The sequence below is a fragment of the Neobacillus sp. 19 genome, assembly GCF_049463095.1.
GTDB lineage: Bacteria > Bacillota > Bacilli > Bacillales > Cytobacillaceae > Neobacillus.
Map to the genome: position 1 here is coordinate 62,791 of NZ_JBMPZU010000050.1, position 20,351 is coordinate 83,141.

General features: G+C 41.0%; 18 protein-coding genes, 1 pseudogene, 1 riboswitch and 1 other annotated feature. Of the genes and pseudogenes, 4 read left to right on the forward strand and 15 right to left on the reverse strand.

The features are described 5' to 3' along the window. Positions 1 to 19 precede the first annotated feature (19 nt). The 11 genes from ACO1D1_RS15405 to ACO1D1_RS15455 form a co-directional block, all read right to left on the reverse strand. Complete coding sequence (locus ACO1D1_RS15405; protein WP_423336398.1) at positions 20 to 703, reverse strand: ABC transporter ATP-binding protein; 684 nt, start codon at positions 701 to 703, stop codon at positions 20 to 22. Beyond that, positions 703 to 2,346, reverse strand: a complete 1,644-nt coding sequence (locus ACO1D1_RS15410) for an ABC transporter permease (RefSeq protein WP_423336399.1) — start codon at positions 2,344 to 2,346, stop codon at positions 703 to 705. Before ACO1D1_RS15410 ends, ACO1D1_RS15405 begins: the two co-directional genes overlap by 1 nt. 1 nt (position 2,347) lies before the next feature. Next, complete coding sequence (locus tag ACO1D1_RS15415; RefSeq protein ID WP_423336400.1) at positions 2,348 to 3,436, reverse strand: Fe(3+) ABC transporter substrate-binding protein; 1,089 nt, start codon at positions 3,434 to 3,436, stop codon at positions 2,348 to 2,350. 208 nt (positions 3,437 to 3,644) lie between these two features. After that, the gene (locus tag ACO1D1_RS15420) at positions 3,645 to 3,950 is read right to left on the reverse strand and encodes a rhodanese-like domain-containing protein (RefSeq protein WP_423336401.1); all 306 of its coding nucleotides are present in this window, start codon (positions 3,948 to 3,950) and stop codon (positions 3,645 to 3,647) included. Between the two features lie 56 nt (positions 3,951 to 4,006). After that, positions 4,007 to 6,424 (reverse strand): leucine--tRNA ligase, encoded by a 2,418-nt coding sequence (gene leuS, locus ACO1D1_RS15425; protein WP_423336402.1) that lies wholly within the window; start codon positions 6,422 to 6,424, stop codon positions 4,007 to 4,009. A gap of 168 nt (positions 6,425 to 6,592) precedes the next feature. Then, positions 6,593 to 6,817 (reverse strand) — a binding site (T-box leader). A 150-nt stretch (positions 6,818 to 6,967) separates the two neighbouring features. Continuing rightward, positions 6,968 to 8,161, reverse strand: a complete 1,194-nt coding sequence (locus tag ACO1D1_RS15430; RefSeq protein ID WP_423336450.1) for an MDR family MFS transporter — start codon at positions 8,159 to 8,161, stop codon at positions 6,968 to 6,970. A gap of 285 nt (positions 8,162 to 8,446) precedes the next feature. Continuing rightward, the gene (locus tag ACO1D1_RS15435) at positions 8,447 to 9,901 is read right to left on the reverse strand and encodes an ammonia-forming cytochrome c nitrite reductase subunit c552 (protein WP_423336403.1); all 1,455 of its coding nucleotides are present in this window, start codon (positions 9,899 to 9,901) and stop codon (positions 8,447 to 8,449) included. A gap of 2 nt (positions 9,902 to 9,903) precedes the next feature. Next, entirely contained in the window at positions 9,904 to 10,416 is a 513-nt protein-coding gene (locus ACO1D1_RS15440) for a NapC/NirT family cytochrome c (RefSeq protein ID WP_149871315.1), read from the reverse strand. Between the two features lie 108 nt (positions 10,417 to 10,524). After that, positions 10,525 to 11,337 (reverse strand): hypothetical protein, encoded by an 813-nt coding sequence (locus tag ACO1D1_RS15445; protein WP_423336404.1) that lies wholly within the window; start codon positions 11,335 to 11,337, stop codon positions 10,525 to 10,527. A gap of 376 nt (positions 11,338 to 11,713) precedes the next feature. After that, positions 11,714 to 11,878, reverse strand: a complete 165-nt coding sequence (locus ACO1D1_RS15450; protein ID WP_149871317.1) for a glycogen biosynthesis protein GlgD — start codon at positions 11,876 to 11,878, stop codon at positions 11,714 to 11,716. Positions 11,879 to 11,894: 16 nt separating this feature from the next. Next, positions 11,895 to 12,158, reverse strand: coding sequence for a YtzC family protein (locus ACO1D1_RS15455; RefSeq protein ID WP_423336405.1), 264 nt, complete (start codon positions 12,156 to 12,158; stop codon positions 11,895 to 11,897). A gap of 210 nt (positions 12,159 to 12,368) precedes the next feature. On the opposite strand from ACO1D1_RS15455, the gene ACO1D1_RS15460 reads away from it, so the two are divergent. From ACO1D1_RS15460 to ACO1D1_RS15470, 3 genes and pseudogenes are all read left to right on the forward strand, one after another. Beyond that, positions 12,369 to 13,328, forward strand: coding sequence for a TIGR01212 family radical SAM protein (locus ACO1D1_RS15460; RefSeq protein ID WP_423336406.1), 960 nt, complete (start codon positions 12,369 to 12,371; stop codon positions 13,326 to 13,328). After that, positions 13,325 to 13,500 (forward strand): annotated as a pseudogene (locus ACO1D1_RS15465) (rRNA methyltransferase); the annotation flags it as partial. The gene ACO1D1_RS15460 and the pseudogene ACO1D1_RS15465, both read left to right, overlap by 4 nt. Before the next feature lie 17 nt (positions 13,501 to 13,517). After that, positions 13,518 to 13,898 carry a tRNA (mnm(5)s(2)U34)-methyltransferase gene (locus tag ACO1D1_RS15470; RefSeq protein ID WP_423336451.1) on the forward strand — a complete coding sequence of 127 codons (381 nt, stop codon included), beginning with the start codon at positions 13,518 to 13,520 and terminating at the stop codon, positions 13,896 to 13,898. Positions 13,899 to 13,921: 23 nt separating this feature from the next. On the opposite strand, the gene ACO1D1_RS15475 is transcribed toward ACO1D1_RS15470, so the two are convergent. Together ACO1D1_RS15475 and ACO1D1_RS15480 are read right to left on the reverse strand one after the other, a co-directional pair. Then, positions 13,922 to 15,004, reverse strand: coding sequence for a tetraprenyl-beta-curcumene synthase family protein (locus ACO1D1_RS15475; RefSeq protein ID WP_423336407.1), 1,083 nt, complete (start codon positions 15,002 to 15,004; stop codon positions 13,922 to 13,924). A gap of 17 nt (positions 15,005 to 15,021) precedes the next feature. Next, the gene (locus ACO1D1_RS15480) at positions 15,022 to 15,825 is read right to left on the reverse strand and encodes a lysophospholipase (RefSeq protein WP_423336408.1); all 804 of its coding nucleotides are present in this window, start codon (positions 15,823 to 15,825) and stop codon (positions 15,022 to 15,024) included. A gap of 106 nt (positions 15,826 to 15,931) precedes the next feature. Here ACO1D1_RS15480 and ACO1D1_RS15485 point away from each other — a divergent pair, with 106 nt between their 5' ends. Next, entirely contained in the window at positions 15,932 to 16,444 is a 513-nt protein-coding gene (locus ACO1D1_RS15485; protein WP_149872775.1) for a gamma carbonic anhydrase family protein, read from the forward strand. 43 nt (positions 16,445 to 16,487) lie between these two features. Here ACO1D1_RS15485 and asnB read toward each other — a convergent pair whose 3' ends face one another. Further along, on the reverse strand, positions 16,488 to 18,392 hold the full coding sequence (gene asnB, locus ACO1D1_RS15490; protein ID WP_423336409.1) for an asparagine synthase (glutamine-hydrolyzing): 1,905 nt from the start codon (positions 18,390 to 18,392) through the stop codon (positions 16,488 to 16,490). 259 nt (positions 18,393 to 18,651) lie between these two features. Next, positions 18,652 to 19,851, reverse strand: a complete 1,200-nt coding sequence (metK, locus tag ACO1D1_RS15495) for a methionine adenosyltransferase (RefSeq protein WP_149871324.1) — start codon at positions 19,849 to 19,851, stop codon at positions 18,652 to 18,654. 276 nt (positions 19,852 to 20,127) lie between these two features. Next, positions 20,128 to 20,276, reverse strand: a riboswitch (SAM riboswitch). Positions 20,277 to 20,351: the final 75 nt, after the last annotated feature.

The following is a 20,351-nucleotide window of genomic DNA, read 5'->3' on the forward strand; positions in this document are numbered from 1 at the left end:
CAAGTTAGACACCCTAGCTCTACCTTGCAGCTCTTTCGTTAAATGAAGTTTTTTTTACAATAGGCTGACCTATGAAGATGCTTCGGTCGCAAATCGCATCAGCGTCACTGCGGTCGTGCGTTACCATCACGCAGGTCATGTTTGCTTTTTTCAAAATAGAGCGTAATTCCTCGCGAATTGATTCTTTTAAATCCGCATCCAGATTGCTGAATGGTTCATCCATTAACATCAATTTAGGCTTGGGAGCAAGTGCTCTTGCAAGGGCAATTCTTTGCTGCTGCCCACCGCTCAACTCATGAGGATATCTTTTTTCATAGTCTTCCATATGAACAAGCTCAAGCATTTCATTCAGGCGTGACTTTCGGTCTTTCCGAGGCATGCGAGACAAGCCAAATAAGATATTGTCCTTAACCGTCATATGCGGAAATAAGGCATAATCCTGAAACACCATCCCAACTCCCCTGTCTTCAGGCTGAACAAATAATCCCTTATTAACGACAGGAATGCCGGCAATATTTATACTACCCTTTTCTGGCAATTCCAGCCCGGCAATTAAACGCAGTAACGTACTTTTCCCACTTCCGCTTTGCCCGAGGACACCGACCATTTCCCCTTTATTAATCGAAAAGGAAAAATCGTTAATCACTGGTGCCGCTCCGCGTGAAAACGAAAAAGAAAGACCTTGAATGTCTAAAACCTTCATTACTCCACCCTCTTATCGATTATATGAAAGACGATTACTGACAATACACTTATGCCGATGATCATCAGAGAGGAAATAGAGGCCTCATGGATCATCTCGTCTTTTGCATATTGAAAAGTCTTTGTAGCTAATGTTTCAAAATTAAATGGCCGTAACAATAACACTAAAGGTAATTCCTTGCAAATTTCGACGAATGTTAAAATGAACCCGCTAAACAAGGCACCCTTGATTAACGGTAAATCCACTTTAAAAAATGATTTGGTCATCCCATGGCCAAGAAGCCTTGAAGCCTCGGTGTATTTTGTACCAACTTTTTCAAAACCGACTTCAACCGCATTAAAACCGGTTGCCATAAACCGAATCGTATATCCGGCAATCAGCATGAACAAAGACATACTTAACACAAGCGGGGCAGTTCCCAGTCCCATTAAAGAATATACCGGGGCAAGCCATTTATCAAGTGTGATAAAGACTGCAAGGACACCTATTGCGATAATCGCACCAGGTACCGAATAGCCGGAGGTGACCCATTTTGATAATAGATAGGAAAAAGACGTTTTAGAGCGGCAAATATTTGCGACAATAACAGAAAAAATCAGGATTAAGGCGGTCGATATTGCAGCCACATAAACGGTTTGATTGAACAAGGTGATGAAGGAGATGCTCCAAACTTTTTCAAATGTCAGCCTTGCCCACGATATTAACTGAAGCAGCGGGATAAGAAACCCTAATGCAAACACTGCTGCACAATACGTAAAAGCAGCCGCAGCGGGCAATCCTTTCAATTTCATCGGTACAAATGGCCTCGATTTATTGCTTAAATGATAGCGCCTGCGTTTTCTCAGAAGCTTTTCGACTAGAAACATTCCAACCACGACTACCATCAGCCACGCGGCAAGTCTCATCGCTGTATCAACGTCATACATGCCAAACCATGTTTGAAAAATCGCGGTTGTTATCGTATGAATGCCAAAATAGCTGGTGACTCCGTAATCACTCAGCACTTCATAAATCACTAAGACCACCCCGCCGACAACAGCAGGGCGGGACAATGGAAGTATTATTTTTAGAAAAATAGCCACTGGCTTTCTGCCCAGAAGTCTGGCATTTTCCATATAGGATGAGCTTTGGCTTTCTAGAAATGCTCTCGCTATAATGTAAACATACGGAAACAGAAACAAAGTGAAAATGAAAATCGCACCGCGAATGGATGAAATCGATAACAACTCAGGATTAATCTGATAATCATATTGATTTCTCAGGGTGGTTTGAATCACTCCAGTATAACTGAGCATTGTCCTGTAAGTATAGGCCGCAATATAAGGCGGTATTGCAAGTGGCAGCATCAGCCCCCAGCGAAAGAATTTCCGTAGAGGAAATTGATATACTGCTGTTAGCCATGCCAAGGTAATTCCTAAAAAAGCTGTCAAGATTCCCGTTGCACCCACAAGAACGATTGTATTAAAAATATAGTTTTTCAATAAGTATTGGCGGATTTGAAACCAGTTTTCGTTTGGTTCTTGAAAAAGCGAAAAGAACACAAACAGGATGGGCAGCAGGATGACTGCCGCCCCAATGATACTAATGATCCACCAGCCATTAAGCTCTTTTTGAACGTAACGCCTTATAAACTCAGTTTTCATTTTACTTCCAGCCTGTTTTATTAAATATTTCGATTGCCTTATGGTTATGTTCTCCTAAAGTATCAAAGTTAAGCTTTTGGCTTTTGAAGTCACCCCAAGATTGCAATAGTTCCGGTTTCTTTGCTTCTGGATTGACTGGGAACTCATAGTTATTTGCTGATAGATATTCCTGTGCCTCGGTACCAGTCATATACTCCACTAGCTTAATTGCATTATCTTTATTCTTGCTATATTTCGTTAGACCAATTCCACTGATATTAATATGTGTCCCAGTTGTTTCTTGGTTCGGGAAGAAGACGCCGATATTACTGCCTACTTTTGCTTCTTCAGGATCTGCTGAGTTAACTAGTAATCCCACATAGTATGTGTTCATAATTGCCACATCACCCGTCCCGGCAGCAATTGCTTTTGCCTGATCACGGTCACCGCCATCTGGCTGGCGCGCAAAGTTTTGTACGATTCCACTAGCCCATTCTTCCGCCTTCTTCTCGCCATTTAGCTCGATAAAGGAAGCTAACAGTGATTGGTTATATAGGCTTGTTGATGAACGGGCAAGTACTTTGCCCTTCCACTTCTTGTCCGTTAAATCCTCGTATGTAGATAGCTGGTCAGGAGACACCCGATCCTTTGAATATACGATCACCCGGGCTCTTGTAGCGATTCCCACCCAGTTATTCTCTTTATCTCTTAAATTTTCAGGTACATTTTTATCAATTATTTTAGAGGTTACGGGCTGTAGTACGCCATTATTCTTAGCATTCGCTAACACGCCGCCATCGACTGTAATAAATAAATCTGCTTGCGTGCTTTCTCCTTCACGCTTTAAACGTTCAATTAACTCTTCTGCCTCAGCTTTTACCACATTAACTTTAATTCCTGTTTTTTCAGTAAATTTTTTGTACACTTCATCATCTGCCTCATAATGTCTAGCTGTATAGACATTGACAATCTGGTTTTCTGATTTCTTCGGATTTCCTGCTGTTTTCTCCGAATCCGAATCCGAGTTACCCTGGCTCGCTCCACAACCAGTAAGGCCAATAGTCAGGAGTGTACTGGCGAGTAAAGGTTTAACTAATTTTGATAATTTCATCGTATGTATCCACCTTTTGTATTTTATATATATTGATAATGATAATTATTATCACTTGATTCCTTTTCATTGTAATAGCCATTTTGCCTATAGTCAATAACATATATATAATTATTTAAATAAGTTTGAATTTTTTTCACAACAATGTCAATTTCACTAAGGCTATTATCTTTTTCAAAAAAAAAACGATTCCGGTTGGAATCGTTTTTTATTTAACTTCACCAGTCCAATTCAACATGCCGCCTACCATGTTGCGAACTTTATAGCCTTGTTCCTGGAGGTAATGACAAACATTCCCGCTGCGAGCGCTAGAGCGGCAGATAAAGATATACTCTTTATCCTTATCAAAATAATCAAGGTTAGCAGGAATATCGCCCATGCGAATATGCTTTGCCTCAGGAATCATCCCTGCTGCTATTTCTTCATCTTCCCTAACGTCTACAAGCTCAAGTTTTTCCCCTGCCTCAAGCTTCTTTTGTAATTCTTCTGGTGTAATTGTTTGAATTTCTTCCATCCCAATCATCCTTTCAGAAAACTTCCCCCAAAAGCCAGGGGGAAGTATCCTTAATTTTAATTCGCAACGATATTTACTAACTTACCTGGTACTGTAATCACTTTACGAATTGTTTTTCCTTCAATTTGTTCCTTTACCCGGTCATCGTCCATTGCGATCCCTTCCAATGCTTCTTTGCTGGCATCCGTTGGAACCTTAAGTTTTGTCTTTACCTTACCGTTTACTTGGATGACAATTTCAACTTCATCATCGACTAATTTCGCCTCATCATATGCAGGCCAAGCTTCGTACGAGATGGTTCCGCTGTGACCTAGTTTTCCCCACAGCTCTTCAGCAATATGCGGGCAAACAGGTGCAAGCATTTTTACAAAACCTTCAACATAATCCTTTGGAAGTACAGTTGATTTATAGGCTTCATTAATGAATACCATCATTTGTGAAATCGCCGTATTGAAGCGTAGCCCTTCATAATCCTCGGTAACCTTTTTCACCGTTTGGTGGTACACTTTTTCCAAGGTAGAAGCTTCTTCATTTGGTTGGATTTTCGAATTTAATTCACCGTTTTCCTCCACAAATAAGCGCCATATCCGGTCAAGGAAGCGACGTGAGCCATCTAGACCGTTAGTTGACCAGGCAATCGAGGCATCTAGCGGGCCCATAAACATTTCATATAAGCGAAGCGTGTCGGCACCATGACTGTCGATGATATCATCAGGATTGACCACATTTCCTTTTGACTTACTCATTTTTTCATTGCCTTCGCCCAAAATCATCCCCTGGTTAAATAGCTTTTGGAATGGTTCTTTTGTCGGAACGACTCCGATATCATACAAGAATTTATGCCAGAAACGGGCATACAGCAAGTGAAGTACAGCATGTTCAGCACCGCCAATGTAAATATCAACCGGCAGCCAGTGATTTAATTTTTCAGCTGAAGCCAATGCTTCGCTGTTCTTTGGATCGATATAACGTAAATAGTACCAGCAGCTGCCGGCCCATTGCGGCATTGTATTCGTTTCACGGCGGCCTTTTTTGCCTGTTGCCGGATCCACGACATTTACCCAGTCTGCAATAATAGCAAGTGGTGATTCACCTGTACCGGACGGTTTGATATCTTTCGTTTTTGGCAGCATCAATGGAAGTTGATCTTCAGGAACAGCTGTCATCGTGCCATCTTCCCAATGGATAATTGGAATTGGTTCGCCCCAGTAACGCTGGCGGCTGAACAGCCAATCACGTAAACGGAAGGTTACCTTTTTCGTTCCAATGCCTTTTTCCTCTAACCAGGAAATCATTTTAGTAATTGCCTCTTCTTTATTTAACCCATTTAAGAAGTCGGAGTTGATATGTTCACCATCTCCGGTATATACTTCTTTCTCAACGTCGCCGCCGGCAACAACCGGTATAATTGGCAGACCGAATTCTTTGGCAAAATCATAGTCACGTTCATCGTGGGCAGGTACTGCCATAATTGCACCTGTTCCGTAGCTGACTAATACATAGTCTGCAATCCAGATTGGTATATTTTCACCATTTACCGGATTGATGGCATATGCTCCGGTAAATACACCTGTTTTCTCTTTCGCAAGGTCTGTACGCTCAAGGTCGCTCTTTGTTTTCACTTTATCTAAATAGGCTTCAACAGCAGCGCGTTGCTCAGCAGTTGTGATTTTATCAACAAAGGCATGTTCCGGCGCCAATACAGCATAAGTTGCACCGAATAAGGTATCCGGACGTGTCGTGAAAACAGTGAAGGTTTCATCATGTCCATCGATCGCGAAGGTTACTTCAGCACCTTCAGAACGGCCAATCCAATTGCGCTGCATTTCTTTCAAGCTTTCTGGCCAATCAAGCTCTTCTAAGTCTTCTAATAAACGGTCCCCGTAAGCAGTGATTTTTAACATCCATTGCTTCATCGGACGGCGTTCAACCGGATGGCCGCCGCGTTCACTCTTGCCATCAATGACCTCTTCGTTGGCAAGAACGGTTCCTAATGCGGGGCACCAGTTTACAGCTACCTCATCAATATAGGCAAGTCCTTTCTCCCAAAGCTTTAAGAAAATCCACTGTGTCCATTTATAGTACTCTGGGTCTGTCGTATTTACTTCCCGATCCCAATCATAGGAGAATCCAAGTGCTTTAATTTGTCTGCGGAAGGTGTTAATATTTTGCTCGGTAAACTCCGCCGGATCGTTACCAGTATCTAATGCGTACTGCTCTGCCGGCAGTCCGAAAGCATCCCAGCCCATTGGATGAAGGACATTATATCCCTGCATCCGCTTCATACGAGATAGTATATCTGTTGCTGTATAGCCTTCTGGATGACCTACATGGAGTCCTGCACCTGATGGATACGGGAACATATCTAAAGCGTAGAACTTGCGTTTATCATATTCTTCACTTGTTTTGAATGTTTTTTCTGTTTCCCATTTCTGTTGCCACTTTTTTTCGATTTGCTGATGGTCGAAACTCATTTTATTTTCCTCCTACAAAAAAATAAAAGCGGAAGCGCCTTGTTCAGCCCCGACCAGCATAAGACGGGCCGGTGAGAAGGTTGTTTTTTAACCTTCTTGCCGGACTGGCTTATGACCTCGAGGGGCTAGGCGCTGCAGCTAGATAAAATAAAAAACCTCTCATCCCAAAAAAGGGACGAGAGGATTGTATGTATCTTCCCGCGGTACCACCCACATTAGTGCATGAATGCACTCGCTTCATTCATCCTTAACGCGGAAAACGGCAAGCATTACTGTTCCTTCATGCCTGCAACTCAAAGGCGAGTTCATGATGTACCCGGTTGACTTTCACCAGCCGTCAACTCTCTAATGGCTCGGATATTGACCACTACTACTCCTGATCACTGTTTTTCTAATATAAAAAGTATTACGGTTATTGTATTAAATTTTCAGGCAGTATGCAAGTATGCTTGCGCCTATTTTCATATTAGACCGTTTCTCTTCCTTTTAAACATCAAAAAAACAGTGAGGTACCCCTCACTGTCCATTCCACGTGGACAAATCCTACATTTGTCCACGAACGGTGCCTGACACCAATTTCCTTTTTATTCCATGATCATAGATAAGTGTGGTTATGATGGCGATTAGGAAAAGTCCGATTAATAGGATAAATAGTACTGACATGTTGTATAGGTCTACAATTATTCCGCCTAGTAATGGGCCAATCATTCTGCCACCGGTTGCGGTGCTGTTGACGATTCCTTGATAAAAGCCTTCTCTTCCCTTAGGAGCTAAATCAAAAGCAATGGTAGGAACGGCAGGCCAGATGAACATTTCGCCGACTGTTAGGATTATCATTGCTACGAGGAAGCCTGAAAATGCATTCGCTTTACCTGCAACTAAAAATGAAACGATAAAGATCCCAATTCCAATTAGGATTTGCAACTTAAGAGAAGCAGATAGATATTTAAGTATCCCATTCAAAAGCGGCTGCCCGAGGACGATAATGGCACCGTTTATCGTCCATAATAAACTATAGTGCGTCATTGAGATGTTTATTTCTTGCGTGTAAGATGCAATCGTTGTTGTCCATTGACTGTAAGAAACCCAGCATAGCAAATAACCCGAACAAATAATTAACAAGGCATGTAAATTCACTTTGTTTTTTATTGGAGTCATTGTTTTTTCGATATGGTTGTGTGCTACATGTTCTACCGTGATTCCCTTATATCCAAAAATAGCAATTAGTAAGAAGACAACATACATGATGGTATTCGCTAAGAAGATTAATTGGAAGGAGTAATCAGCTACGATACCGCCAAGTGACGCACCAACGGCTACCCCGAGATTTTGTGCGACATAAATGGCATTAAATGATTTCCGCCCGCCCTCTTTCCAAACCGAACCCGCCATTGCATACATGGATGGAAAAATAATTCCTGCTCCAAAACCAGCGATGGTTAGAAAAACGACGTATTGCGGCCAATCATGCCAAATGGATAAGCCTATAAGGGCCAAGAGGGAAATACCAATTCCCAAAAGAATAGATTTATAGCCGCCAATTTTATCAAATAAATGACCGCCATAGAGATTTCCAATAACGCTTGCTCCCGAGTTGAGCATGAGGACAATCCCGGCTACGGATAAGGATTTTCCTAAATGATTGTGAATATAGATTGTATTTAAAGGCCATAAAAAAGAAGAGCCTATTACATTCACTGCCATCCCGATGATTAAAAGCCATAAGGCACGTGGCATGAAAAACGCTCCTTTATCATTAACTATTTCGATTCCCTTGGTAATTTTAGCTGTTTTTCTGCTCTGGCGCAATCGTTTTGTGTTTCCATTTTTCGCATTAATTCCGACACCATCACTGACAGCCCAGACAATTGACACCACGGCCCAATTCCAGCACAATAAACGTAAGAAAACACTGTCCCAAAAAGGGAAACAGTGTTTTCCAACACAATTTTAATGGCTCTTTCCTGAAAATTTCTTATTCCTTCTTGGCGGGATGAATAAGAATGTCAAAATGGAAAGAGTCTATTTTTTTGGTACCGCTGGTACGACTGGTGCCTGGGCAGGGAAATAGCTGTTAACTGCCTGATCCTTTTTCTTCTCATTCACTTTCTCATCAGCTACAGCTTTTTTCGCTTTTTCAATTTCCTGATCAAGCTCTTCCATGTTGACGCCTTTTTTCACAAGCTCTTCTGTTGCGAGGCGTATCGCTTTATTAGACTGTTCAATCGAAATCCTTAAGGAATCCATGGATCCTTGTGGATTGTGGAAGCCTGAAGAGTTTTCAGCGGCGATGATATCCCAGAACCATTGACCTTTACGGACAAATTCCTGTGCCTCTTTAATCTTTTCTTGGCTTACACCGGAAGTAATCATTTTGTTTACATAATAATGGGCAGACGTAGAAATATCTTGGGCATCATGTAATCCGCTTACGTTTGCTTCTTGAATTTCAAGCACACGGTCTTTTAACTTGTCTAAATCACGGTCACCATGGCACTGGCCGCAAGAAGTTTGCATTGTTTTAAGCGGTGAAGTCCACCAGTGTGACGAAATCTTTCTTTTTCCATCAACACGTTCATATGGCATATGGCAATCGGCACAGGAGACATTTGCTTTACCATGTGTACCCGATGAATGGGTTTCAAATTCAGGATGCTGTGCTTTTAACATTGGAGTTCCGGAAATATTACTGATCCAGTCTTTTTCAAAACCATTTTCTTTGGCAATCGTGTTATAGTATTCATACATTTCTTCAGGTTTAAAGCCTTTTGTCCATGGGTAGGTAACTTCGCTATTATTAGCAGCAAAGTAATATTCATCATGGCACTGGCCGCAAACATAGCTGCGCATTTCATTTTTCGTTGGGTTTGACACATCAACACCCTTAGCTTCCAATGCTTTAAAAAGACTTGGACGGGTAACCCGTAAATCCATTGTTTTTGGATCATGGCAATCAGAGCAGCCGATTGGCGAGTGACCCATTGCTTCACCTTTTGGCCAAATATCCTTGTTAAAATTTGCGCCCCAGTAGCTGTCGCCCATTTCTTCTATCATTTTTGGCACGGCCGTTGATTTACATGTATAACAGGAACCGACTGACTTATCGGTAATCCTTTTAACATTGCGGATATCTTCTAACGCGTAAGTATGGCCGCGGTCTTCATTGTATTCTGTCGCAAATCCATAGCCATTGAAAAGAATTGGCAATAGTGGTTCCTTATCCGGATCGTACTTACTGCGTTTTACTGAACCATTGTATTTTGTATCTTCCATCTTTTCATTTTTCTTATAACTGTTATATTGAAGCGGAAATAAGTCTTTAAATGCTTCATTGCTTATTTCATCTGTTGAAAGGCCTGTCGTCTTCTTACCTTCTGCCGAAGCGGTTTTATCACTACTGAAGTCCTTGCCGCAGCCAGTAATAATCAGCACTAATGCCAATAGAAGAAGATATGCCCCATATCGGAACCTTCCCATTCTTAAAATCCTCCCTTATTTTCTAATAATTCTCCTGATACAGGTGGCTTATTATAGTGGTCATCTTTAAAGCCTTTCCCGTGTGGTACTGTTTTGTGACACGAGATACAACTGTCCTTTGCATCATGCGAGACATTGTCAACCGTACTTTTGTGACATGAAATACAGTTGTCGTCCATGATCGCCTTTGTCCTCTCTGTTGCCCCAATCACATCTGGTATATCCTCAGTACCAAGTGTGTTGAAATAAATATGAGTCATCCCGGCACGGCCTTTGAAAAATAATTTCCCGACTTCACTCTTATGCGGCAGATGACAGTCATTACACTGCAATTCTGCATGTGTCGAATCGACGAATGAAGTATAAACAGATTTCATCGTATGACAGTTTTGACAAAAACCAGGGGAATCCAAATAGGCCATTGTTTTTACTGTTGAAAATGATAAAAACACGCCAATCAGCAGGGCTAACACAACTAAAAACTTTTTGTTCATCTTTAGAAGCTTTTTGAACATTTCTTCACCTCCCATAAAATCTTTTGATCTCTCTAATTATTTATTAAAACACCCTAGGGGTACCTTAATCCAAATGAACCATCCACCAATTTAAGCGCCTTGTTTTTACTACTTTTTCTTGCGGTTTCTGAATAATACGGCCAATGCAGTTACGGACAGAACACTTACCCCGCCGAATGCTGCGACTGCAAGGCTGGTGGTTTTTTTTTCTTTATTTTCTTTCAGTTCTTGAGGAGTTTTATTAATAGTTAGTTCTGTAGTTGGCTTAGTCTCGCTGCGCTCATATGTTATAGTGAAGTTTTTTTCATTACCTGCTTTTATATCTTGAAAAAAATAAGAAGAGGTATTAGCGCCTTCCCCATGATTCTGTTTTTCATCTGGGGCGGGGGTCAGCTTTATTTTTTTCGCCTTTGACGGTTGAGTAACAGTAATATTGACAAGACCGATGTCCGCGAAGCTTTTAAAATCGTAGGATAATGATTTCTTCGTCCTATTAACCTTTAGGCTGTCCGTATAAAACTCAATAACAAATTTATATCGTTCTTTTGGGGCAATCTCTTCAGTTGTAGTCCAGGAGATTGTTTCCTTTTCACGGTCAATGACGTATTCAATTTCAAAAGCATTTCGTAAATCGCTGGAATAATCCGCAACATAGCCAATTCGAAAATTCTTTTCCTTCATTGGAAGGGGAATTTCAATTTGACCCTTCTGCGACTGATTAGAATTGTTGATCATCGACCCCTGATAACCAATTAATAATGGTGCATGGTCTTTCTTCTGATCGTTTGGATGAAAAGCATACTCGGGCATGATTTGAATCGATAATTCTTCCATTTTTAAAATCGATTCATTTTCTGCATAACTGATTGCAGGGTACATAAAGAGTAAAATGATACTTACAATGAACAAGTATTTTTTCATTAATAACTTCCTTTCAAAAAAACTGTCTGAGGCAAATATGACTAAAATGTGAACATATTCACATAAACTTCAAAAATAGCGCTCCCCTGAGGAACTAGCGGCGGTTTGGGAATAAAATTTTCAAATCCCTACCTTATTTAAACCATGATAAAGTAACCCAATCTGTGACCTACATCACAACTTGAACCATAGTTGTTTCCAAAGTGTGAACAGCATTTTTCTTCTATTTCCATGTTGTTTTTATTAAGAAATTATTGTCTTGGGTCTTTTGAGGGGAATGAGATGGGTGAATCCTATTTTTTTGAGAAAATAAAAATTAATGAATATTTAGCAAAAAAATCCCCCAACGAAAATGTTGAGGGAATGAACCTTAACCTTATTCTTGATGCATTTTAGATTTTACCGGCTGGCCGCCAGACTTTTCGTATTTCTTTTTTGCCTGTTTTACAAGATCAATATCCTGACCTAGTTCGACATCTTGGTTATTACTGCCATTTCTTGTTTTTTGTTCAGGGTTTTGCTGCTTTGAACGTTTTTTCACAACGGTTCGCCTCCTCTTAATGCCCTTCTAAAATCATTGAGTTTTGTAACTGCTGAAGCTGCAGTCTCATTCGATGAAGTTGCTCCCGCTGCTGCGAATTTGCACTTAGAGCCATTTTGGCAATATCCTGATAGGTATCCTCTAGCTGTTGCAGTGCAGTTGTATAATTATCGTCATTATAATGCTCTTGAAGGCTGCTTTGTTTATATTGTTCCTCCGCATAACGAATGGTGTCCTCCACTTGCTGCATTAAATTATCCATTGAGTCGCGAGTAGCCATTTAAGTACCCCCTTATTGTTTCTACACAATCCCATTATGAAGCACACTGCTTCATTTCTTATTGTGTTCTCCATTCAGTTTCCTATAACTCAAACAGTTGGAGAAATTATGGCAATTTAACTTGAAACAATTACAATTGGATAAGGCAATTCCTTCATGTTAAAATTGACCTTATGTGATTTTACTTTTTAAAAAAGGAGGTTTTCTGACATGCTTCAGACAAAACCTTTTCAATATGCATCAGATGATAAACGTTACCATACATGGAATTACCACCTTCGACAGGAATTCGGCCATAAGGTGTTTAAAGTCGCGCTAGACGGGGGCTTTGACTGTCCGAATCGTGACGGTACGGTGGCACATGGCGGCTGTACGTTCTGCAGCGCTGCTGGTTCGGGCGATTTTGCGGGGAACCGTGTAGAGACCCTGGAAACACAATTCAACGAGATTAAAGCAAAAATGCATACAAAATGGAAAGACGGTAAATATATGGCCTATTTCCAAGCTTTTACGAATACCCATGCACCTCTGGATGTTATCCGCCAAAAGTATGAAACCGTCCTTAAACAAGAAGATGTTGTGGGATTGTCAATCGCAACCCGTCCTGATTGCCTGCCTGATGATGTGGTTGAATATTTAGCAGAATTAAATGAACGCACTTATTTATGGGTTGAACTTGGACTTCAAACTGTTCACGAACGCACAGCACTACTCATTAACCGTGCCCACGATTTTCAATGTTACGTTGAGGGAGTCAACAAATTAAGAAAGCATGGAATACGTATTTGCTCGCATATCATTAATGGCCTGCCGCTTGAATCGTATGAGATGATGATGGAAACGGCACGTGAAGTGGCTAAATTAGACGTCCAAGGGATTAAAATCCATCTGCTTCACCTATTAAAAGGTACACCAATGGTGAAGCAGTATGAAAAAGGCATGCTTGAATTTCTCACCCAAGAGGACTATGTAGACTTAGTATGCGACCAATTGGAAATTTTACCGCCGGAAATGATTGTCCATCGGATTACCGGTGACGGACCGATTGACTTGATGGTCGGCCCAATGTGGAGTGTGAATAAGTGGGAAGTTTTGAATGCCATCGATGCGGAACTGAAGCGACGAAGCAGCTGGCAGGGTAAATATTATCAAGGGGCATTGAACCAATGAAAATGGAACGTATTCTTCCCTTTGCAAAAAGTTTACTCGAAAAAGCGGTAAAAGCCGGAGGGGTTGCAGTAGATGCAACTGTTGGAAATGGCTATGACACCGTTTTTTTAGCGGATCTCGTTGGTGAAACTGGTAAGGTCTATGGCTTTGACGTTCAGGGAAGAGGCAATCGCAACAACGAAAGAGCGGTTGATACAGCATGGCCTGTCAGAGCGGGTAACCGTATTTCATGCAGGTCATGAGCAGCTTTCCGTAAGGATTCCTACTGAACACCAAAAAAAAATAGCAGGAGCGATTTTTAACCTTGGATACTTGCCCGGCAGTGATAAAACGATTGTAACCCGGCCTGAGACGACAATAGCTGCTATCGAGCAGTTATTAGCGATGATGGTACCTGAAGGGATCATTGTCCTTGTCATTTACCACGGGCACGAACAGGGTGCAGTAGAACGGGATTCTATCCTCCAATACTGCCGGCAATTAGATCAAAAAACAGCTCATGTGCTGCAGTATCAATTTATTAATCAGCAAAATAACCCACCGTTCATTGTTGCAATTGAAAAGAGATAAAAAAACCAGGCCCTGCCTGGTTTTTATTTTGCCAATAATCTCGTTACAAACGAGGGAACTGATTTTTGAAACGAGCGGTAGGCAAGTCCATTGAAATAAAAGAAATAGCTGATCCATCCTCCGGATTTAATGATACCTTTTGCCAGCTTTCGGACATTTTTCTGCTTGCGAACCTTCGAATCCGAAAGGTAGATTCCTAACAAGCCGCGATTGATCAACTGGTGGAATTTTTTGTGCGGCAGATATTCCGTATGCTTATCAGCTTCCAAAACAAAATGCTTTAAGCGCTTGAAAAGGGTCTCCTCACTTTTATAATAGGAGCAGAAATTCAAATCGCCTCCAGCAATGTCCTCCTCCTGGTCAATAAAATAATCTAAAAGAATATGTAATCCTTGAATATAAGGAAAATATCCCTTACGGATATTTTCAGCATCGCTCACCTTGAAGTCTTCTCGCATCGCATAGGAAATTAAACAAAAAATCCCCAATGTCGAACCGGAGCAGGCTGAAAACTCATACCATTCCATTTCAGGCAGCTCGTCTTGATAGCGGTGAAACCATTTTTCCAGACGGGGCACCCGTTCCTCCTTCACCACATGCTTGTGAATCTGTAAATCACAATAGTACTGGCATAATTCAAGAAGGTAATCTTTGATGACATCATAATGCTTTAACTCCCTTAAAACAGAACGACAGGTTGCCGACAAATCATGCAAATACTGATCATCGTTTTGATCGGCACGGAGCCGGTAATAATTTTTTTCTTCAGCATTTAGAACCAATGCATCTGACATCGATTCATGCAGGGCAGCAAAATCATTAGGATCAAGAGAAGTACTCCGATCGCAGAGGTTATCCAAGTAATCGCTAATCGTTTGATAGGCAACGATAAATTTGACGGCCTTTTTATAATCCTTACCAGCCGTGAGCGCTAGGATGGCCCCACCTTCACAATGAAAGGTTTTGTGCTCAATACTGGCAAGAGCCTGATTTCTTAGTTCAGCATTCGGAATTTTTTCAGCCCGGCTTCTCCAATAAGCCAATTCTTGGTGGACTGCTGGAATGATTTTGCGATATACCCTGGACATGAGGGTGATTGGCTTCATGGATTAAGACGTCCTTTCTATACAATGTATCCAATTGCTTTTAATTGGCTGTTAACAAAGTCCTTTGCGTATTCAAAAATTTCTTCCCGCTCCGGTTCGTTAAAAATTTCATGATAGCATTTCGGCCATTCCTTAAAACGTTTTTCAGATAATGGAACGTTATTAAACCATTCTTTAACGGTAGCTTTATTTACAATTTTATCATCCCCGCCCTGCATTACAAGCATAGGGATATCCTGAATTTTATCAAGATTGACGAATGCTTGTTTAATCGCGCCCGCCAGTTCACGATACCATCTGATCGAAACCTTTGTCACGTAAAGTGTATCATTGGAATCCGCTTCCCGGACATCCTCGTTTCTTGTTGCCATTTGGACGGTCAAGCCTGAATTCATCCTTAAAGAAGGATACACTGCATTTAAGAGGTGCGACATGGCATCTAAAAATTTTGAAGGGGTATGAATCAGTCCTAAGCATGGGGAGGAAAGAATCACACCTGCAATATTTAATCGTTCCTCCTGTAAAAGACGGATTGAAATTAACCCCCCCATACTGTGCCCAATTAAAAATACAGGCAGTTCATAGCGATAGGCAGCTTGAATCCAATCCTTTACCTCAATAATATATTCATCGAAAGAATCAATATGGCCGCGGCTGGCTCTTGTTGTCATGCCTTGCCCCGGAAGATCAGCCATGATGACATGAAAGCCGGATAATCGCCACATTTCAATCAGCCAGCCGTATCGGCCATGGTGTTCCATTGCCCCATGAACGATTACGATTACCGCTTTAGCTTCCCCTTCAGCTTCCCACTTCCACATATCATTTCCCCCTAGACATATTTGTTTCTTAATAAAAGTGAATTATTTTGAAAATTAAGTTCGGCATCGCTAAAATAGAAGTATGAATGTAAAAGGAGCGAACCCGATGATCTATCCCTATAAAGATAAATACCCTTTAATTGCCGAGACAGCGTTCATTGCTGATTATGTAACCATTACTGGAGATGTTGAAATTGGTGAATATTCAAGCATCTGGTTTAATACAAGTATCCGCGGTGATGTTGCACCAACGAAGATTGGAAATAAAGTAAATATCCAAGATAATTCTATCTTACACCAAAGTCCTAACAACCCGCTAATTTTAGAAGATGAAGTCACCATTGGCCATCAGGTGATACTTCACAGCTGTATTATCAGGAAACGGGCCCTTATCGGCATGGGGTCCATTATCCTTGATCAAGCCGAAATTGGGGAAGGTGCATTTATTGGCGCTGGCAGTCTTGTTCCACAAGGAAAGAAAATCCCTCCTAATACTTTAGCTTTTGGCAGACCTGCTAAAGTTATTAGAGAATTAACTCCTGAGGATAAAAAAGAAATCGAACGCATTTATACACAATATGCGGAGAAGGGGCAATATTATAAGTCACTTCAGTCATGAAAATTTGAAAAGCACCCATATCAAATAATTGGGTGCTTTCCTTTTAGTGCTTCATTGTTTGTAGCTCTTTGTTTATGGCATAATCACGTTGAAAGGAATAAACATCCTCCACATATACTTGATGCCAAACCATGAACATGAGAACCGTCCAAATTTTCCGGCTGTTATCAGCTTTTCCCTGGCAATGGTCTTCAAGCAATCTAGAGACGTATGCTTTATTGATTAAATGATCCGTATTGCTCTCGCGGATGATTTTTTTCGCCCAATCATTCATTTCATTTTTTAACCAGTGGCGAATTGGCACTGGAAAACCAAGCTTCTTCCGATCAAGCACATGTGCCGGCACAATTCCTTCTGCGGCTTTTCGCAAAATATACTTGGTGGTTCCATTCGTTGTCTTCAAGCTAGTCGGAATTTTTGATGCGACCTCAAATACGGCCTTGTCTAGAAATGGCACCCTTAGTTCAAGCGAATGGGCCATAGTTACTCTATCGGCCTTAAGCAAGATATCCCCGCGCATCCACGTATGAATATCAATATACTGCATCCGATCGACAGGATCGTAGCCTCTCGATTCCTGGTAAAGCGGATTCGTTACGTCTAAGTAATTCAATCCTTCATGATAAACATTTAATAGATCCCGCTTCTCTTCTTCGGTGAACATTTTCGCATTCCCGATATAACGCTCTTCCATTGGAGTGACACCGCGTTCAATAAAACTTTTGCCTTTCATTCCTTCAGGCATCATATTCGCAATCCCTTTTAACAACACTTTCCCAACTCTTGGGATTTTATTAAATACCTCAAGTGATTGCGGTTCACGATAAATATTATAGCCACCGAATAGCTCATCGGCCCCTTCTCCCGATAGAACGACGGTTACATGTTTACGGGCTTCGCGGGCAACGAAATAAAGCGGCACGCAAGCAGGGTCGGCAAGCGGGTCATCCATATGCCACATGATTTTTGGAACCTCGTTCATGTATTCTTCTGGTGTGATGACATAGCTGATATTTTCCAATCCAAGTTTTTCAGCCGTTTCTTTAGCGACATCGATTTCACTAAAGCCATTATGCTCAAAGCCGACAGAGAACGTTTTAATTGCCGGGTGAAATTGTTTGGCAATAGACGCAATAATCGAAGAGTCAATTCCTCCAGAAAGGAACGATCCAACCGGAACATCGCTGCGCATATGCTTTTCAACTGAATCAAATAGAATCTCACGAATTTCTTTAATATAATCATCCTCAGATTTCAGTACCGGCTTAAATTGTGCCTTCCAATACCTGTTGATTTCCATAGAGGAGCCAATTTTTTTTGTAAAATAATGACCAGGCTCTAGCTTTTGAATTCCCTCTGACAATGTATATGGCTCAGGAACGAATTGATAGGTCAAATAATGCTGCAACGAATCATAATTGAGCACATCATTTTCTAACGCAAGCAGAATACTTTTTTTCTCAGATGCAAAGAATGTTCTTTCTTCATCTTCCAAAAAGAAGAATGGTTTGATACCAAAGGGATCACGTGCCCCGTAAAGCGTCTGTTCTTGTTTATCCCAAATGACAAAAGCAAACATCCCACGCAGTTTTTCTACCGCTTTTTCCTTTAAATGGCTATAAAGAGCGATGATGACTTCTGTATCGGAGCTCGTAGCAAAAGATAAGCCCTCTTTAAGAAGTTCTTCACGAAGCTCTACATAGTTATAAATCTCACCATTAAAAATAATCCAATAGCGCTCATTCTCGTACGTAAGCGGCTGGTGTCCGCTTTCAATATCAATAATACTCAAGCGGCGGAACCCAAATTGGATGTGGTCATCATAATAAAAACCGTCATCATCCGGCCCGCGATGCGTAATGATATCATTCATATTTTTAAATTGTTGTTTTTGTTCTTCAGTATAGTTTTGTGTTTTGTCGTGTACACAACCGATAAAACCACACATTATGTACCTCACCTACTCCATTTAAAAATAAAACCTCTCTAATACTACCACTTTTTTTTAAAAAAAGGCACTGTGAACATTAGGAAATTTAGTCTATCTTCATTTTTCACTTCTTTTGTCCTACCTAAACATTTTATTCTATACGTCAGGATTACTATACAGAATATAGACGAAAAATAAAAATGGGAGTTACATATAAAATGCAACTCCCACCTCTATTTTTTCATGCTCAAGCATCTAGGATACTTTGCTTTTCTAATTAGATATTTGCTTGGCTGCGTAAAGCATCTGCTTTATCCGTGCGCTCCCAAGAAAGGTCAACATCTGTACGTCCAAAGTGGCCGTATGCGGCTGTTTGCTTGTAGATTGGGCGGCGAAGGTCGAGCATCTTAATGATTCCTGCTGGGCGAAGGTCAAAGTTGTTGCTTACAAGATCAACTAATATTTCTTCGCTTACTTTACCTGTACCAAATGTGTCGACAGAAATAGAAACAGGTCTTGCTACACCGATTGCATATGCAAGCTGTACTTCACATTTTTCAGCAAGTCCTGCCGCCACGATATTTTTGGCTACATAACGAGCTGCATAGGCCGCTGAACGGTCCACTTTAGTAGGATCCTTACCGGAGAAAGCACCGCCGCCATGACGAGCATAGCCGCCGTACGTATCAACGATGATTTTACGTCCAGTTAAACCGGCATCCCCTTGTGGTCCGCCAATTACAAAACGGCCTGTTGGATTTATGAAGTATTTTGTATTTTCATCAATTAGTTCTTGTGGAACAACTGGATTGATCACATATTCCTTCAGATTACGTTGAATTTGTTCTAACGTTACCTCTGGATTATGCTGAGTTGATATAACAATCGTATCAATGCGAACAGGCTTGTCATTTTCATCATACTCAACAGTTACTTGCGTTTTTCCATCTGGACGAAGGTATTCAAGAACTTTATCTTTACGTACTTCTGTTAATTTGCGAGCAAGCTTGTGTGCAAGTGATATTGGAAGAGGCATTAGTTCTTTTGTTTCATTACAAGCAAAACCAAACATTAACCCTTGGTCTCCTGCTCCAATTGCTTCGATTTCTTCATCGGACATTTGACCTTCACGTGCTTCAAGTGCCTGATCGACACCCATCGCAATATCAGGGCTCTGTTCACCAATCGATGTTAAAACAGCACAAGTTTCAGAATCAAAACCATATTTAGCACGATCATAACCAATACCTTTAACCGTTTCACGAACAATCTTTGGAATATCCACGTAAGTAGAAGTAGTAATTTCACCTGCAACTAGAACCAATCCGGTTGTTACTGATGTTTCAGCGGCAACACGGGCATTGGCATCCTTTGCTAAAATAGCATCTAAAATGGAATCAGAAATTTGGTCACAAATCTTATCAGGATGACCTTCAGTTACTGATTCAGAAGTGAACAATCGACGTTTTGTTGACATCTGAATTCCTCCTTAGTATTGAAATAAAGTGAGGTTAGCTGTGTGGGATAAAAGCATATCTTGCCGTTTAACCTCGGGTTGATACGGAACTCATTCCCTTAGTAGTATGAAATAAACATGGGGTTTTTATTATAAAACAACAGATTGGACGCAGCCCCATAGAAATTCTAACGATGGAATAAAAAGCAGCGATAATGGAGCACGTAAAAAATCTGCAAATAAAAAACCTTTCCATCGTGAGGAAAGGTTGATAGCAAAAGTTTTGCGTGCCTTTCACTCTTATCGTTCAAGGTCAAGCCTTGCTTCAGGTTTAGCACCTTTGCCCGAAAATTAGACTGATAAGAGAATTCTTTGATCACATCTATATTCGTTTGCAGGTTGCTGGGTTTCATTGGGCCTGTCCCTCCACCAGCTCGGGATAAGAGAGTATCCGTTCAAGGGTAAATCATAACCTACTCTGTCAAACGATGTCAATGGGTTTATTGAAAACTTTTCTGCTA